This is a genomic window from Nocardia sp. FBN12 (assembly GCF_054031145.1).
In genome coordinates, this window is record NZ_CM132926.1 from 350676 (window position 1) to 366653 (window position 15978).

Consider the following 15978-nt stretch of genomic DNA (forward strand, 5'->3'; position numbering starts at 1 on the left):
GTGCAGCACCAATGTGAGTGGAGGAAGCCGACCGATGGCAGCGTACGCAATCGTCAAGACCGGCGGAAAGCAGTACAAGGTCGCGGTCGGTGACCTGGTGAAGGTCGAGAAGATCGAGGGTCCCGTCGGCACCGCCGTGGCGCTGACCCCGGTTCTCGTCGTCGACGGCGCCGATCTGACCACCGACGCCGACAAGCTGGCCAAGATCTCCGTGGCCGCTGAGGTCATCGACCAGACCAAGGGCCCGAAGATCCGGATCCACAAGTTCAAGAACAAGACCGGCTACCACAAGCGCCAGGGTCACCGTCAGCCGCTGACGGTCATCAAGGTCACCGGCATCAAGTAAGAATTTTCCCGAGGAGACGAAGCAATGGCACATAAGAAGGGCGCATCCAGCTCCCGGAACGGCCGCGATTCGAACGCCCAGCGCCTCGGCGTGAAGCGTTTCGGCGGCCAGAAGGTCAGCGCGGGCGAGATCCTGGTCCGTCAGCGTGGAACCCACTTCCACCCGGGCGTGAACGTCGGCCGTGGTGGCGACGACACGCTGTTCGCCCTCGAGGCGGGCGCGGTCGAGTTCGGCACCAAGCGTGGCCGCAAGACCGTGAACATCGTTGTACCGGAGCCGGTCCAGGCCTGACCGCCTGGAGCTTTCGCTCCCCACGGACACCAGAGCGGGTCAGGGTTTCCCTGACCCGCTCTGTCGTGTTCGCCCACCCTTACCGAAAACGACAAGTCAGAAGGAGGAGGATCAACCCATGTCCAAATTCATCGACCGCGTCGTGCTGCATGTTCGTGCCGGTAGAGGTGGACACGGTTGCGCCTCGGTGCATCGTGAGAAGTTCAAGCCGCTCGGTGGCCCCGATGGTGGCAACGGCGGCAGCGGTGGCGACGTGATCCTCGAGGTCGACGCCAACGTCCACACCCTGCTCGATTTCCATTTCCACCCCAACGCCAAGGCGGGCAACGGCAAGCCGGGCGAGGGCAGTAACCGGGAGGGCAAGAACGGCGCCGATCTGGTGCTGCAGGTCCCCGACGGCACGGTCGTCGTCGATGACGACGGCAAGGTGGTCTGCGACCTCGTCGGCGCGGGCAACCGGTTCATCATCGCCCGTGGCGGCCGCGGTGGCCTCGGCAATGCCTCGCTGGCGTCCAAGGCCCGCAAGGCGCCTGGTTTCGCGCTGCTCGGTGAAGAGGGCGACGAGGTCGACGTCGTACTCGAGCTGAAGTCGGTCGCCGACGTCGGACTGGTCGGGTTCCCGTCCGCGGGCAAGTCGTCGCTGGTCTCGGTGCTGTCCGCGGCCAAGCCGAAGATCGCCGATTACCCGTTCACCACGCTGGTCCCCAACCTGGGCGTCGTGCTGTCCGGTGACACCACCTTCACCATCGCCGACGTGCCCGGCCTGATCCCCGGCGCCAGCGAAGGCCGCGGCCTCGGCCTGGATTTCCTGCGCCACATCGAACGCTGCGCGGTGCTCGCCCACGTCGTCGACTGCGCGACCCTCGAGCCCGGTCGCGACCCGGTCTCCGATGTCGACGCGCTCGAAGCAGAGCTCGCCGCCTACAAGCCGGCGCTGTCCGGTGACGCCAGCCTGGGCGACCTGGCCGACCGGCCGCGCGTGGTGATCCTCAACAAGACCGACGTGCCGGATGCGGCCGAACTGGCCGAGATGGTGTCGGCCGAGTTCGCTGAACGTGGCTGGCCGGTGTTCGAGATCTCCGCGGTGAGCCGGGCGGGCCTGCGTCCGTTGACCTTCGCGCTGGCCGATATGGTGCGCGAATACCGCGAAGCCCACCCCAAGGCCGTGGCCAAGCGCCCGATCATCCGCCCGATCGCGACCGACGAGACCGGTTTCAGTGTCATCGCCGATCCCGAGGAGCCGGGTGGCTTCATCGTGCGCGGTACGCGCCCCGAGCGCTGGATTCGCCAGACCGACTTCAACAACGACGAAGCCGTCGGCTACCTGGCCGACCGGCTGGCTCGCCTGGGTGTCGAAGCCGAGCTGGTCAAGCAGGGTGCGCAGCCGGGCTGTCCGGTCACCATCGCCGGTGTGACCTTCGAATGGGAGCCGATGATCTCGGCGGGTGTCGATATGCAGCCGACCGGCCGCGGTACCGACCTCCGGTTGGAGACCAACGACCGGATCGGTGCGGCCGAGCGCAAGCTCGCCTCGCAGGCGCGGCGTGGTCTGCTCGACGAAAACGGCGAACGCAAAGAGTGAGGCGGGTCGCGTCCGGCGAAAATCACTGTCGGGCGCGACTGTGGGATCGGCATACTGCGATGGGTCCGATGTAGCTCGGTGATCGTGGTGCAGGGAGTTGAACGATGCAGGTGGGTTCGGAGCTGAGTCAGGGACGCGCGGCGATCGTGTCGGCGCGCACCGTCGTGGTGAAGATCGGCTCGTCGGCATTGACCAGCCTCGAAGGTGGTCTCGACACCGCGCGCCTCGACCTGCTGGCCGACGCGGTCGAAGCGCGGATGCGGGCGGGGTCGGATGTGGTGGTCGTGTCCTCGGGCGCGATCGGTGCGGGGCTCGCACCGCTCGGGCTGTCGAAGCGGCCCAAGGACCTGGCCACCAAGCAGGCCGCGGCCAGTGTCGGCCAGCTGGCTCTCGCTCATGCTTGGGGAACCTCCTTCGCTCGCTATGAGCGCACGGTCGGCCAAATCCTGCTCTCCGCAGATGATTTCGCTCGGCGCGAGCATCATCGCAATGCGCAGCGCACGCTCGACCGGTTGCGATCGCTCGGTGCGATTGCGGTGGTGAACGAGAACGACACGGTTGCCACGGAGGAGATCCGCTTCGGCGACAACGATCGTCTCGCCGCTCTTGTTGCGCATCTGGTGGGTGCTGACGCGCTGATTCTGCTGTCGGATGTGGCGGGGCTTTACGACGGTGATCCGCGCAAGGGGGCCGCCAACTTCATTCCCGAGGTGCGTAGTAGTGCTGACCTCGATGGGGTCATCGCGGGTAGTGGTGGTGCGCTCGGGACCGGGGGTATGGCGTCCAAGCTCTCCGCTGCCCGGCTCGCCGCCGACGCCGGCATTCCGGTCCTGCTTGCCTCGGCCGCCGACGCGTCGTCCGCGCTCACCGATGGTGCGGTCGGTACCGCGTTCGCCGCTCGCCCGATTCGGCTGTCCGGTCGCAAGTTCTGGGTTCGGCATGCTGCTGACCCGCGTGGTGCGGTGCTGCTCGATGCGGGCGCTGTCGACGCGGTAGCTCAGCGGCATTCGCTGCTGGCTGCGGGCATCACCGGCATTCGCGGCCGCTTCTTCGGTGGTGACGTTGTCGACCTGGTCAGTCCCGATGATGAGATCGTTGCTCGGGGTGTTATCGAATACGACAGTGCCGAGCTCAGCCCTATGCTCGGGCGCTCTACGGCTGATCTTCCTGACACGATGCAACGTCCGGTGATCCACGCGGATGATCTGGTCAAGGTCTGACTTCTGTTCGGGCGTTCGTCGACCGGTCAGCCGAGGACGAGGCAGAACGGGTGACCGGCTGGATCCACCAGCACCCGCCACTGGTCGCCGCCGGGCTGGTGGTCCGGCCTGACCGCGCCGAACCCCAGCGCCGACTCCTCCGCCGCGTCGAGGTCCTCGACCCTGAGGTCCAGGTGCAACTGCTGCGGTACATCCTGACCGGGCCACCGCGGGGCCCGGTATCCGTCCGCCCGTTGGAAGCCCAGGTCGCAACCCGAACCATCGGTCAGGGCGACGAACTCGTCACTGTCATAGCAGAGCTGCATGCCTGTCAGCTCTCGGTAGAACCGGGCCAGAGCCCGGGGATCGGCGCAGTCCAGAGTCACGCCTCGCAGCTTGGCGATCGGCATCGTCCACTCCTCTGTCATCCATGTTCGCTGGCGCGCGGCGGCCCGCCGCAGGTAGTTATCCAACCGCACTGTCGTAGCCCGGCTCGACTCCTTTTCGGGCGGCCGACAGCGCCCGTCTCGGGCTCGGTCGTGTGCACCGTTGCGCCGCCAGGTTGGGTCGGGCTCGGGGGCTGGGCGCGCTGTGGCGGTCTACCGCTGCTGCGGAACGACGCCCGGTTGGTCGGTCTCGGGGGGTGGCGCCTTGGGGGTGGCGGGCTGCGATGGTGACACGTCGGCGCCGGGAACCGGGCCGGTGACGCCGGGTTGACCGCCTGGGTCGGACATGTCGGGCATGCCTGGTAGCGGAAGTGGTTGTGGTGCTTGGCGACCGGGTGGGGCTGGTGAGGCTGGTAGCTCCGAGGTCGGCGCGGGAACGTTCGGCTGGGCGGGCGGTTCCGGCGCCGGGGCTTGCGGCGGTGGCGCCGGCTCGGTGGCGGGCGGTTGTGGTGTTGTCGAGATCGGTGGTGGCGCAGGCTGTTCCGAAGTCGGCGCGGGGGGTTCTGTCGGCTGGGGAGCCTCTGCTGCCGGTGGTTTCGGGGCCGGCGGGTTCGAATCCTGCTGTGTCGGTAGCTGGTTCGGCTGCGAGGGGGAGGGGGCTTCGCTGGGTGCGCTCGTCGGCGGAGTGATGGGCGCTTGGCTGCTCGGGGCGGGCGGTTCGGTAGACGGCGCAGGCACTTCAGCAGGGGGCGCAGGCGCTTCGGCAGTTGGTGCGGGCGCTTCGGCAGTTGGTGCGGGCGCGGTCGACGGCGCGGGTGGCTCGGTGGGGGGCGCGGGCGCTTCGGTGGGGGGCGCGGGCGCTTCGGTGGTGGGAGTGGGTGTCTCCGATGTCGGAGACTGCGGAGTTGAGCCCTGGCCTTGGGGTGCGGGAGTTTCTGCCGGTGCGGGGGTTCGGGGTGCGGGGTCTTCGCCGGGCGCCGGAGTGTCACCGGGTGTCGTGCCGGATTCCGGGTTCTGTGATGATTCCGGCGAATTGCCTTGTGGTGCAGAGGGGTTCGTGCCAGGGCTGGGCGTCGAACCGTTGTTCTGTGCGGGTGAACCTCCGTGGCTCGACGGCGATTCCGTTTCCCCGGGCGCCGTGGGCAACGCTGGGACGCCGGTTCCGGCAAGCGAATACGACGGCTTGTAGATCATGTTCATCGCCAGCACCGCCTCCTGGCGCAACGCCTCGGCCGCCATCTGCGCGTCGATCACCTGCGCGCTCTCCAGCAGCCGGGCGATCGCCCCGATCGGGCCCGACCCGCCGGGCGCGACAACGGCCAGCTTCACGGCTTCGGCGGCCGCGGCGACACCACCGAGGCGGGCGCCGACTTCGGCCATCACCACGGCGAGTTCGTCGATCGAGGCGGCGAAGCTGCGGGTGCTCGCGGCGGCGGCATCGGCGGCGGTTCCGGACCAGCCGGTTTCGTTGATCACCCGGTCGGCACTGGATTTGGTCAGCGGCATCGAGGTGGTGAGGGTGGCGGCGGTTTCCAGCCAGGTCATCGACGCGCCGAGAATGGCCCCGGCGTCGATCTGCTGGGTGCGCGCGTAGATCTGTTCGTGCGGCATGGATTCGAAATGTTCCATCGCGCTGATATAGGTGGGGTCGGTGCTCATCCGCGCACCCTCGTGTCGACGGCGCGCAAGGCGGCGGCCGCGGCGGCGTCGGCTTCCTCGTAGAGGCCCGCGCTGAGCAGGAACGCCTCCTTCATCCGGTAGGCCGCCTCGATGTAGCGGTCGAGCAGCTCGGCGGCGTCGCGGGCCTTGTGCGCGAAGCCCGCCTGCAACTGCTGGGCGGAGACGAATCCGCCGAATCCCTCGGCCTCGGCAGCGTTCTCGAGCCCCTGACGCAGCTGGGCGAGGTGCTCGGCCTGCTGCTCGTAGAGGTCGGCGCACTTGCGCGCGGCATCGGGGTCGAATGTGAGTGTCCCCGCCGTGGCGGCGCTGCGGAACCGGGAGATCTCGGCTCTGCTGCTCTCGATCGTCATCGCGTCTCCCCTCCAGATGATGCGGTGGAGTCCAGGTTAGCCGGACCTTCTGCTGTGCGAACTGTGCGCCGGCACCAATCTTCGCTGTAACTGTGCGGCTAGTTGACCGCTCGACGCCGGCACCACGTGCACGGTTTCGCCCGCCCGCAGCAGGTAGCGACCGTCATTGGCCACGTCGATCCAGCTGTAGTGCACCGGCGGATTCGGCACCGCGCGGTCGAGCCCGGTTTCGATCCGGATGTGGCCCTCGGCGGTGTGCGGCCTGCGCAGTAATCGCTGAATGCGCGGCACCGCGGGATGGGTGGCGAGCACGGTTTCCTCATCGCGCACCGCGTCGGTCGCGGCCTCACGCGCGGGTTCGCGTCCGGGCGGGGTATCGGGCAGACAGGCCGTCACGCGAGCGCCGATCCCCGCGGTGTGCCCGATCGAAACACGGACGTTGCCGCCGTAGTCGGGCCGGGTACTCGGTTCCTGCACCACCAGCACCGCACGGTCGTAGACCGCGCAGGCGAGCAACCGGATTTCGCTGCCGGGAGTATGGGCGCCGCCGACGAGCACCACCCTGGCGTGCGGTTCGGCGATGATCCGCAGACAGGCGGCGACGTCGGGGTCGCCCCCGGGTAGTCGGTCGTCCAGGCCCGCGCGTAGCCGGGCCGCGTCGTGCTCGGTGCGCGGTGACTCGAGCACGCGCAGCGGAAAGGGCATGCGATCGCGACCCGATTCCCGCCAGACGTGCGCGAATTCGTCAGCGGTGAAGGTCCATCCCATTGCCGATCCCATCCTTACCGAACCAGGACGGGGACAGCCTAACCCGCTGTGTCCGATTCCGGCCTACTGATCAGACCCCGTCACTGTCGAATGGAATCTTTTGCCCGCTATGAGTACCTCAGATGAGTATTTCGGCGGACGCTCAGGTCCTGCGTGGCTTCTACCGTCAGGGCAGACCCGTCGAAGGGAGCGGTCATGTCCGATATCAAGCGGCGCGCGCGAACACTCACCACGGCGCTGGCGGCCGCGCTCGTCCTGGCCGCCGCGGCCGCGTGTACTGACGATTCCGGCCCGAAAACCTATTACGGCGACGAACGATCCATGGGCAACGGCCAGATCCGCACCTACGTGACCACCGACAAGGACGGCCATCCCACCGAGCTCGGCTTGCGCATCCAGGAGTCGGCGCTCGACGGCCTGCCGATGCCCGCCACGTTGCCCGAGGGGCCGCCACCGGCCAGCCCCGGCATGGCGTTCCCGAAGGAAGCCGAGGGCACGGTGGTCAACCACCTCACCTTCGACTGGGTCCCGCACGGCCACCCACCGGTCGGCGTCTTCGACGAACCGCATTTCGACACGCACTTCTACTTCATCGACGATGCCGCGGTGCAGGCGATCAGCCCGCAGGATCCGCAGTTCCTCGCCAAGGCGGCCGTGAAGCCCGACGCGAAGTACATGCCGACCGGCTACACCACCCTGCCCGAACCGATCGAGATACAGGCGGTGCCCGCGATGGGCGTGCACTGGGTCGACGGCACGAAACCGGTGGTTCCCGGCGAGTTCGACTTCACCCAGACGTTGATCAGTGGCGCGTGGGACGGCCAGTACATCTTCACCGAGCCGATGTTCACCAGGGCCTGGCTGCTCACCAAGCCATCGTTCACCGGCGACATCACCCAACCAGCGGCCTACCAGCACTCGACCCGCTACCCGACCACCTATTCGATCGAGTTCGACGATCAAGCGAAGGAGTACGTAGTTTCGGTTGGCGGCCTGACCGAGCGCACCGCCTCATAGCCCTGTTATAGCCCCTCACCTGCGAGTATGCTCTGATACTCGGAGGTGAGGTGTGACGACCGAGTTGATCGGACGTGACGGCGAACTGGCCGATCTGCTGGGTCGGCTCGACGACGCGGTGCGCGGTGCGCCGCAACTGGTGATCTGTTCCGGCGAGGCGGGCGTCGGCAAGACCAGCCTCGTCGCGGAACTGGCCGGGCGCGCGCGACGCGACGGCGTGCGCACCCTGTGGGCCCGTGCCCTGGAACTGCCCGATACCCCGCCGTTCTGGCTGTGGCATCAGGCTCTCGGCACCAGCACGCCTGCTCCCGGCGCCGACCGAGTTGCCCTGTTCGACGGGTTCGCCGCGGGTCTCGACGGTGCGACATCCGGAGTTCTGCTGGTCGTCGACGACATCCACTGGGCCGACGAGCCATCGCTGCAAGCCCTGCTCTACGTGGTGCGTGCCTCACGCGAGCGTCGGATCATGGTGTGCGCCACCGAATGCTCCGGTACCGCGGGCCCCGGCTGGACCACCATCAAACCCGACCTGCTGCGTGAACCGGTAGCGGGGTCGCTGCCCCTGCGCGGACTCTCGCCCGCCGACTCCGCGCACTGCCTGCGGATCGAAGCGGGCCGCGATCTTCCCGACCAGCTGGCGGGCGAGGCCTTCGATATGACCGCCGGAAACCCCTTCTACCTGCGTGAACTCGGTCGTTCCCTGCGCGGCTCCACCGATGACGCGCTCCGTCTGCCCACCAGCCTGCGCGAGGTGGTGCGCGGCCGCATGACACCCCGCTCGACGTCGGCGCGAGAGTTGCTACGGGCCGCGTCGATCCTGGGTGAAAGGTTCACGATCGCGGTGGTCGCACGGCTCGTCGAGCGGTCGATCCCGGAGTGCCTGGCCGCGGTCGACGAGGCGATCGAGGCCGGTTTGCTGGTGCCGGGCGAAGAACCGGGCGCGGTGCGTTTCACCCACGCGCTGGTGCGCGCCGCCCTGCTCGACGGACTGTCGCTCCAGCAGCGCGTGGTGCTGCATCAGCGGGCGGCGCTGGCCATCGAAGAGCTGTATCCCGATGCGGTGGAGTCGAATTCGGCCGCCCTGGCCTGGCACTGGGCCAACGCCGCCGTGGGTGGGGCGTACGAACCAGCCGTACGCTGGGCGCGCCGGGCGGCCGATGTCGCACTGCGGGAGTTGGCGTTCGAGGAAGCCGTGCGGCTCTACGGATTGGCCCTGGCGCACGCCGCCGACGTCGATCCGATCGACCGGGGCGGCCTGCTGCTCCAACGGGCGGCCGCATCCACCCGCGCCGGCGACCTGACTTCCGCGAAATCGGATTGCGCTGCCGCGCAGGCAGTAGCGCGCGCGGCCCGGGGTCGACAAAACACTTGTGGGGCTGGCGATTCCGCACAGGACCGGCACAAGGCCGCTGTGCTACTGGCCGAAGCCGCGCTGGTCCTCGAGCCGATCGGCGACCGGAGTTGGGATCGCGATATCGCCGACGCTTGTGCCGAAGCGCTGGCCGCCGACACCTGGCCCGACAGCATGACTGCCGATGCTCCGATCGGCACGCCGACCGTCGATGGCATGCCCGCCGTAGCGGACGCTGATTCGATGCCCGGCACACCGGCCACCGAGGCGCCGACCGTCGGCGTGCTGCCCGAATCGCTGCGGGCACGGTTGCTGGCCCGCGCCACCGAGGCGGCGGTCTACCTCGGCAATCTCGGCGGTGTCGATGAATCAAGCAGGGCCGCGCTGGAATCAGCGGATCGCAGTGACGATCCCGGTGTGCTCGCCGCCGCGCTGCGGGCCCGTCAACTCGCCCGCAGTGGACCCGAACACCGCGACGAACACCGTGTCCTCGCCGCCCGGATGATCGAAGCGGGCGAACGCGCGCGGGATCCCGCCGTGGAGATGTGGGGCCGATTGTGGCGCATCGATGCGTTGTGGGAGCAGGGGGATCTGAGCGAGATCACCGGCGAATTGTCCTGTCTGGGTTGGTGTTCGGACCGCACCGGTGGGCCGATGTCGCGGTGGCACCTGCTCATCGCGCAGGCCGCGCTGGCTCAGGCGCACGCCGAATTCGAGGATGCGCTCGAGCTCGGCGGGCAGGCGCACGCGCTCGCCGCGAAGCTGGGGCATCCGGCGGGGGAGGGTGCGCACCGGGCGCTGCTGGCCGTCGTCGGCCATCACCGCGGCCATCGACATGAAGCGCTGACGGGTCCCGGCGCGCCGGCGCGCGGGGAAGTGCGCAATCTGCTGTTCGCCGCCCTCGGCACCGCGTTTCCGATGGTGGACAGCGGGCTCATCACGGAAGCCGAGCCGTTCTATCGCAGCCTCGGTCCACCCCGGAAGTGGTCGATACCACCGTATTTCCGGCTCAATGTGCTCGCGGTCGGCGGGTCGATCGCCGCCGCGCTCGGGCTCGCCGATGACGTCGACTACTTCCGTGAGCGACTCGACCCCTTCCGGGGCATGCACGTCACCGGTGGTGGCGGAAACGCGCACTACCTCGGCCCGGTCACGCTGTGGCTGGGAAAATTCGCTGGGGCACTGGACGATCCGGACACGGCTCGCACCGAACTGGGCCACGCCGCGCAGACCGCTCGCGCGATCGGGGCTCCGGGTTTCGCCGTCGAAGCCGATTGCGAACTCGCCGAGCTGCTACTTCGTGACGGCGACCCGGTCGAGGCCGTCACTATCGCGAAAAGGGCTGTGCCGCAGGCAGTCTCGTTCGGCATGTGTCCGTGGGTGGAGCGCCTGCACGTTGTCGCCGCACGCGAAATCAGCTGCATCGCGCTGACACCACGCGAACGCGAGGTCGCCGATCTGGTGACCCGCGGCCTCACCAATCACGAGATCGCCAGTGCCCTGGTACTTTCCGACCGTACTGCCCAGAACCACGTTCAGCACATCCTCACCAAGCTCGGCTTCGCCAAACGCAGCCAGATCGCCGCCTGGGTGAGCGGCCGGACCTCTCAGTAGCCGCGCGAGGTGTCGATGATCGCGTCCAGCGGCTCGCCCGCGACGAACCGCGCCACATTCGCGCCGACATGATCGGCGAACGCCGCCAGCCGCAGCTGGGGTGGGTTCGAATCGTGCGGGGTGATGATCGCGTTCGGCAACGTCCACAGGGGGTGGCCGTCGGGCAGTGGTTCCGGGTCGGTGACGTCGAGCCCGGCGCCCCCGATCAACCCGCCGGTCAGCGCGTCGACCAGCGCGTCGGTGTCGATCAGGCTGCCACGGGCCACATTGATCACCCACGACGACGGCTTGAGCCGGGCCAGCTCGTCCGCGCCGATGAGGTGGCGGGTCTGCGCCGTCGCCGGAGCCGCGACCACCACGTGGTCGGTGTGCGACCAGACCCGCGCGAGCTGATCGCTCGGCACCGTCTCCACGTCGGCGGGGATGCCGTCACCACGCACCGGGCGGCCGGACCGGTTCACCGCGATCACGTGCGCGCCCAGCGGCGCCAGCATCGGGATCAGCGCGCGCCCGATCCCGCCCGCGCCGACGATCGTCACGGTCTTCCCGCGCAACGACCCGACGTGCGGGAAGAACTCGCGCTGCTGCCACGACGTCGCCCGCAACTGCTCGGGCAGATACCGCACACCGGCCAGCAACAGCATCAGCGCGTGCTCGGCGACGCTGTGCGAGAACGCGCCGGCCGCGGAGGTGAACCGCACGTCCGGGTGCGCGGTGAACACACCGGCGTCGAAGAAGTCCTCGATCCCCGCGGCGGGCAACTGCACCCAGCGCACCGACGACGGCAGGCTCACCGGAAAGTCGCCGGGTGTGCCGGTCCAGATCAGTGCGTCGGCCTCCGCCAGCTCACCGACCAGAGCGCCCGCTCCGACGACCGCCTTCTCGAGCAAACGCGGCGCCGGCTGATCCGGGGCGAGCGCGATCGTGGTCGCGGATTCCTGCACAGAGACCTCCTGGGTCGATCGGTGAGTCTGCGCCGCACTGCGGCTCGAGCGCTGTCATCGGCACCGCGTGCGGTCCCGGACTCTGATTCTTCCTCGTCGCTGTCGACGGCGCCGCCGCACCCTCCCCGTCCCGTCCCGTGCGCGGCGGTGTCCGGGCCGGGCGGCTCACGATTCGTCGAGGTCGACGGGCTCTTCGGTGCCGTGCCGGTCGGCCAGTTCCAGCAGGGGTGCGATGTCGAAAACGGCCTTGTCCATGTCGGCCTGCAGGTCACCGAGTTCGGCGTAGCGGGCGGGCACGGTCTGGACGGTGAAATCACGCGGTGTGATGTCGTCGATCTCGGTCCAGCGCACCGGGGTCGACACGGTCGCTTCCGGGACGCCGCGCACCGAGTAGGCGGCCGCGATGGTGTGGTCGCGCGCGTTCTGGTTGTAGTCGACGAACAACTGTGCCGGATCGCGATCCTTGCGCCACCAGGCCGTCGTGACATCCTCGGGCGCGCGTCGCTCCACTTCCTGCGCGAACGCGAGCGCGGCCCGCCGGACCTGCTGGAAGCCGTACTCCGGTGCGATCCGCACATACACATGCAGCCCCGAACCACCGGAGGTCTTCGGCCAGCCGACCGCCCCGAGTTCGTCGAGCACCTCGTGCACCACCCCGGCTACCCGCTGCACCCGCGACCACGGGCAGTCCGGCATCGGATCGAGATCGATGCGCCATTCGTCGGGCGACTCGGTATCGGCGGCCCGGGAATTCCAGGGATGGAACTCGACCGTGGACATCTGCACCGCCCAGATCACGTCCGCGAGCTCCTGCACGCACAGCTCGTCGGCGTGCCTGCCGTAGCGCGGAAAGTACACGCGCACCGTCGGAATCCAGTCCGGCGCACCCGCGGGCACCCGCTTCTGATGGACCTTCCCGCCGGGCAGCCCTTTGGGGAATCGGTGCAGCATGCAGGGCCGATCCCGCAGCGCGTTGACGATCCCGTCCCCGACGCTCAGGTAGTACCGCACGAGGTCGAGCTTGGTCACCCCGAGCTCGGGAAAATACACCCGGTCGGGATTGCTGACCCGCACCGTGTGCTCACCCACCGGTAGTTCGACCGCAGGCGCCGCAGACTTGGCCACCCGCCCAACGATAGACGAGCAGGCCCGCCCCCGGCGGGGAGCGGACCTGCGTCGCGTGGTGCTGCTGTGTCTACCAGCGGCTGTTCTCCGTCGGCGGTGTGTAGTAGCTCTCGGCGTAGGAGTGCTCAGCCCAACGGGACTTCGCGTCCTCGTCGCTGTCACCGCCGTGGCCGGGCCACCACGCGCGTCGCCCGAGCAGCGCGGTCACCGCTGGGGTGAAGAACAGCGCCATCACGAACGCGGCGATCGCGATGCCCACCGAGATCGCGAAGCCCATCTGCGACAGCGTGCTGTTGCCCGCCAACATCATCGAGGCGAACGTGCCTGCCAGGATCAACCCGGCCGCGGCCACCGTCGGCCCGGTGTGCCGCACGGCCAGCGCCGCCGCCTCGCGTGGGGTGTGCCCCTCGCGGGCTTCCTCCCGCAGGCGGGCGACCATCAGGATGTTGTAGTCGGTGCCAAGCGCGACGACGAACAGGTACATGATCACCGGCAGCGTGAAGATCAGCCCGTTCTCACCCTGGATCTGCTGGAACACCAGCACCGTCGCACCAAGGGTCGCGGCGAAGCCGAGGAACACCGAGGCCATCAGGTACCACGGCGCGACGAGACTGCGCAGCAGCAGCGCCAGCACGAGCATGATCAGGATCGCGGCCACCGGGAACACGATCGCGTAGTCGTGATTCATCGCGTCCTTGAAGTCGACGTACACCGCGGTCATGCCGCCGACCGCCGCGGTGGCACCCGCGGGCGCTGCCTGATGCGCGACCTCACGGAGTGGACCGGCCACCGTGTCTAGCGCGGCATCGGATTCCGGTGCGTTGGCGAGCGTCACCTGGAAGTTCGCGATCGTCCGGTCCGGCGACAGCTGCGCTTGCCCGACCTGGCCGACGCCGTCGACCTGGGTCAGTGCCGTCCGATATGTCGCGAGCTGGTCGTCGCCCAGCGGCCCGCCGGGTGAGTGCAGCAGCACGTCCGAGGGCTGGGTGGCACCGGCGGGCATGCCCTCGAGCAGCTCGGTGGTGAAGACGACCGACTCGGAGGCGTCGGAGGTGGAGCCCGAGCTCAGGTCGAAGGTCGGATTGAAGCCGACCGCGAACACCCCGAGCGCCACCAGCACACCGCCGGAGGCGACGGCGAACACGCCGGGTCGCCTGCCCATCGCCGCACCGATCGCGCCGAACCGGGCGCCCCTCGGCTCGACCTGCCACGCTTTCGATGGCCAGAACACCTTGGTGCCGAGCAGCGAGACGATCGCGGGTACCAGTGTGAGGCCGGCCAGTAGCGCCACCGCGACAGCGATCGCCAGCGCCGGACCCATCGCCCGGAACATGCCGAGGCTCGACAGCGTCAGCGCCATGAACGCGATGATCACGGCGGCCGCCGCCGAGGTGATGGCCTCACCGACGCGGGTCACGGCATTGACCATCGCGGTCTTCGGATCGTCGCCCGCCCGCAGCCGTTCGCGGTAGCGGAACATCAGGAACAAGATGTAATCGGTGCCGACGCCGAACAGCACCACCAGCAGAATCGCGCTGATCGACGTGTCGATATCGAGGTCGAAAGCCTTGGCCGCCATGGCGATCAGACCGCTGACCATGCTCGAGATCGCGCCGATGGTGAGCACCGGCAGCAACGCGATGACCGGACTGCGGAAGATGATCAGCAGCAGCACCAGGATCAGCACGATCGTGGCGATGCCGATGATCGCCATGCCCTTCTCACCCTCTTCGGTCTGATCGAGGGTCTGCGCCGCGGTGCCGGTGATGCCTGCCTTCAACCCGGTGTCACGCACCTGTTCTTTCAGCTGCTCGCGCAGACTCTTCACCGCCTCGCCCTGGGTCTTGTCGGCGGCGTCGGTGAGCTTGGTCATCTGCACCGCGATGACCTGGACCAGCCGGTTCTCCGATGGCGGTGTCACCTGAATGCCGGTGACGCCCTCGATATTCCGTGCGGTGAGTGCGGCGGCGGCGGAGGTGACCGCGGTCGAGTCGTCCTCGGTCAGCGCCGCGCCGTCCGCGCGGACCACCACGATGAGGGCGGCGGGTGCGGCATGCTGCGGAAATGCCCGCTCCTGCAGCTTCATCGCCTGGATCGACTCGTAATGTGAAGGCAGGAACTCGGATTGGTCGGTCGTCGCGGTGAGCGTCGGCGCCGTGGACAACACGGCGACGATCGCGAGCACCCAGAGCCCGATCACTTTCCAGGGATGATGGACGACGACGCGTCCCAGTCTGGCGAACATGGTGGTAGGTCCTTTCCGGCCTGGATTCTCAGACGTCGAGGTCGTGGTTCAGCGGGTGCTCGACGCGGTCGACGATCATCAGATGGACCTTCGGTGGGACCAGCGGGCGCAGTGCGTCGAGCGAGTCGACCACCTGGGTGGTGTAGTCGCCCCAGCTCTGTTCGCCCTTGCCGAGGATCGAGCGCCAGTTCTTCCAGTCCTCGGTCCAGTCGCCGAGCTCGTTGTAGTCCGACCACGCGGCGGTCTGCTTGTGCACCAGGAAGTTGCCCTTGCGGGTCACGTACACGCGGACGGTTTCGATGGCTTTGCGGGTGACCTGGCGTGATTCGCCGACCTTGCGGCCGGTGAAGCGCTGGGTGCGGCCGCCGCCGGGGCCTACCTTCACGGTGACGGGGGCGAAGTCGTCGTTGTCGGTGATAGTCGGCTTGGTGGTGTCCACCGCGGCGGTGTCCGTGTCGTGCGTGGCGTCGGTCATCGTTCGCTCCGATTCGATAAGGCAGTGCGCATATGGGCATGGGTGTACGAGCGGCGTACCCCTCGTTCCGGGCCGTCGTCGTGGGTCTGTGTGCAGTTGTGGTGGTCGTACGTTCCGTTCGACTCACTATAAGTAGATGTATACGTATAGAGCAAGAGGCAAAAAAAGTCCGCACGGAACTACTTCCGTGCGGACCGCTCCGTCGCGGGCGAAACTACAGCTCGTAGACGCCGAACGCCCGGTTCTGGATGCACATCGGCATCACATGGACCTGCTCGGTCCATTCGAACTTCGCTGCCGCCTCGACGGTTTCACGTTCCGCGACGCACACACTCGCGGTGCCGGGCATGGTCAGGGGGTTGAACACCGCCAGCGGGATGCCGGCGTGGATACCGCTGTAGAGGCCGCCGCTGAAGCACAGCGGCGTGATGGCGATGCCGCGGATGGCGCTCTCGCGGTCGGCGGCGGCCTGGGCGCCTGGCACGCCCGCGCAGTCGAGTGGGTTCTCGTTCGACGCCTGGGCGGGAACGGTCAAGAGGGTGAATCCGGCCGCACAGCCCGCGGCAACGGCCATCAGGGTTCGAGCAAATGTGGTCCTGGTCATA

General features: G+C 68.3%; 15 protein-coding genes. 6 read left to right on the plus strand and 9 right to left on the minus strand.

All coding sequences use genetic code 11. The features are described from left to right. Window positions 1-34: 34 nt before the first annotated feature. The 4 genes from rplU (at window position 35) to proB (ending at window position 3439) form a co-directional block, all read left to right on the plus strand. A complete protein-coding gene (gene rplU / locus ACWZHB_RS01935) occupies window positions 35-346 on the plus strand; it encodes a 50S ribosomal protein L21 (protein WP_056821499.1) in 312 nt (103 codons plus the stop codon). 24 nt (window positions 347-370) lie between these two features. Beyond that, window positions 371-637, plus strand: coding sequence for a 50S ribosomal protein L27 (rpmA, locus tag ACWZHB_RS01940; protein WP_056821498.1), 267 nt, complete (start codon window positions 371-373; stop codon window positions 635-637). A gap of 118 nt (window positions 638-755) precedes the next feature. Further along, the gene (gene obgE / locus ACWZHB_RS01945; RefSeq protein WP_427906223.1) at window positions 756-2219 is read left to right on the plus strand and encodes a GTPase ObgE; all 1464 of its coding nucleotides are present in this window, start codon (window positions 756-758) and stop codon (window positions 2217-2219) included. Window positions 2220-2323: 104 nt separating this feature from the next. Beyond that, window positions 2324-3439 carry a glutamate 5-kinase gene (gene proB, locus ACWZHB_RS01950; protein WP_427906224.1) on the plus strand — a complete coding sequence of 372 codons (1116 nt, stop codon included), beginning with the start codon at window positions 2324-2326 and terminating at the stop codon, window positions 3437-3439. A gap of 26 nt (window positions 3440-3465) precedes the next feature. On the opposite strand, the gene ACWZHB_RS01955 is transcribed toward proB, so the two are convergent. The 4 genes from ACWZHB_RS01955 to ACWZHB_RS01970 form a co-directional block, all read right to left on the minus strand. After that, a complete protein-coding gene (locus tag ACWZHB_RS01955) occupies window positions 3466-3828 on the minus strand; it encodes a VOC family protein (RefSeq protein WP_427906225.1) in 363 nt (120 codons plus the stop codon). Between the two features lie 189 nt (window positions 3829-4017). Beyond that, complete coding sequence (locus ACWZHB_RS01960) at window positions 4018-5463, minus strand: hypothetical protein (protein ID WP_427906226.1); 1446 nt, start codon at window positions 5461-5463, stop codon at window positions 4018-4020. Then, window positions 5460-5834 (minus strand): hypothetical protein, encoded by a 375-nt coding sequence (locus ACWZHB_RS01965; RefSeq protein WP_427906227.1) that lies wholly within the window; start codon window positions 5832-5834, stop codon window positions 5460-5462. Before ACWZHB_RS01965 ends, ACWZHB_RS01960 begins: the two co-directional genes overlap by 4 nt. Before the next feature lie 36 nt (window positions 5835-5870). Continuing rightward, window positions 5871-6602, minus strand: a complete 732-nt coding sequence (locus ACWZHB_RS01970; RefSeq protein WP_427906228.1) for an ESX secretion-associated protein EspG — start codon at window positions 6600-6602, stop codon at window positions 5871-5873. 195 nt (window positions 6603-6797) lie between these two features. On the opposite strand from ACWZHB_RS01970, the gene ACWZHB_RS01975 reads away from it, so the two are divergent. Both ACWZHB_RS01975 and ACWZHB_RS01980 read left to right on the plus strand, forming a co-directional pair. Then, on the plus strand, window positions 6798-7619 hold the full coding sequence (locus ACWZHB_RS01975; protein WP_427906229.1) for a DUF5602 domain-containing protein: 822 nt from the start codon (window positions 6798-6800) through the stop codon (window positions 7617-7619). A gap of 52 nt (window positions 7620-7671) precedes the next feature. Then, the gene (locus tag ACWZHB_RS01980) at window positions 7672-10584 is read left to right on the plus strand and encodes a helix-turn-helix transcriptional regulator (RefSeq protein ID WP_427906230.1); all 2913 of its coding nucleotides are present in this window, start codon (window positions 7672-7674) and stop codon (window positions 10582-10584) included. On the opposite strand, the gene ACWZHB_RS01985 is transcribed toward ACWZHB_RS01980, so the two are convergent. From ACWZHB_RS01985 to ACWZHB_RS02005, 5 genes are all read right to left on the minus strand, one after another. Beyond that, window positions 10578-11528, minus strand: coding sequence for a D-isomer specific 2-hydroxyacid dehydrogenase family protein (locus ACWZHB_RS01985; protein ID WP_427906231.1), 951 nt, complete (start codon window positions 11526-11528; stop codon window positions 10578-10580). The two genes, ACWZHB_RS01980 and ACWZHB_RS01985, sit on opposite strands and share 7 nt — an antisense overlap. Before the next feature lie 165 nt (window positions 11529-11693). After that, entirely contained in the window at window positions 11694-12653 is a 960-nt protein-coding gene (gene ligD / locus ACWZHB_RS01990) for a non-homologous end-joining DNA ligase (RefSeq protein ID WP_427906232.1), read from the minus strand. A gap of 70 nt (window positions 12654-12723) precedes the next feature. After that, window positions 12724-14898 carry an MMPL family transporter gene (locus ACWZHB_RS01995; RefSeq protein ID WP_427906233.1) on the minus strand — a complete coding sequence of 725 codons (2175 nt, stop codon included), beginning with the start codon at window positions 14896-14898 and terminating at the stop codon, window positions 12724-12726. Window positions 14899-14926: 28 nt separating this feature from the next. Beyond that, window positions 14927-15373: an EXLDI protein gene (locus ACWZHB_RS02000; RefSeq protein WP_427906234.1), complete on the minus strand. Its 447-nt coding sequence runs from the start codon at window positions 15371-15373 to the stop codon at window positions 14927-14929. A gap of 214 nt (window positions 15374-15587) precedes the next feature. Then, window positions 15588-15977 (minus strand): hypothetical protein, encoded by a 390-nt coding sequence (locus ACWZHB_RS02005; protein ID WP_427906235.1) that lies wholly within the window; start codon window positions 15975-15977, stop codon window positions 15588-15590. Window position 15978: the final 1 nt, after the last annotated feature.

What these genes read in the sequence shown, in the direction of transcription:
- rplU (WP_056821499.1), top strand. Translation starts at nt 35, where the DNA reads ATGGCAGCGTACGCAATCGTCAAGACCGGCGGAAAGCAGTACAAGGTC.
- rpmA (WP_056821498.1), top strand. Translation starts at nt 371, where the DNA reads ATGGCACATAAGAAGGGCGCATCCAGCTCCCGGAACGGCCGCGATTCG.
- obgE (WP_427906223.1), top strand. Translation starts at nt 756, where the DNA reads ATGTCCAAATTCATCGACCGCGTCGTGCTGCATGTTCGTGCCGGTAGA.
- proB (WP_427906224.1), top strand. Translation starts at nt 2,324, where the DNA reads ATGCAGGTGGGTTCGGAGCTGAGTCAGGGACGCGCGGCGATCGTGTCG.
- ACWZHB_RS01955 (WP_427906225.1), bottom strand. Translation starts at nt 3,828, where the DNA reads ATGCCGATCGCCAAGCTGCGAGGCGTGACTCTGGACTGCGCCGATCCC.
- ACWZHB_RS01960 (WP_427906226.1), bottom strand. Translation starts at nt 5,463, where the DNA reads ATGAGCACCGACCCCACCTATATCAGCGCGATGGAACATTTCGAATCC.
- ACWZHB_RS01965 (WP_427906227.1), bottom strand. Translation starts at nt 5,834, where the DNA reads ATGACGATCGAGAGCAGCAGAGCCGAGATCTCCCGGTTCCGCAGCGCC.
- ACWZHB_RS01970 (WP_427906228.1), bottom strand. Translation starts at nt 6,602, where the DNA reads ATGGGATGGACCTTCACCGCTGACGAATTCGCGCACGTCTGGCGGGAA.
- ACWZHB_RS01975 (WP_427906229.1), top strand. Translation starts at nt 6,798, where the DNA reads ATGTCCGATATCAAGCGGCGCGCGCGAACACTCACCACGGCGCTGGCG.
- ACWZHB_RS01995 (WP_427906233.1), bottom strand. Translation starts at nt 14,898, where the DNA reads ATGTTCGCCAGACTGGGACGCGTCGTCGTCCATCATCCCTGGAAAGTG.
- ACWZHB_RS02000 (WP_427906234.1), bottom strand. Translation starts at nt 15,373, where the DNA reads ATGACCGACGCCACGCACGACACGGACACCGCCGCGGTGGACACCACC.
- ACWZHB_RS02005 (WP_427906235.1), bottom strand. Translation starts at nt 15,977, where the DNA reads ATGACCAGGACCACATTTGCTCGAACCCTGATGGCCGTTGCCGCGGGC.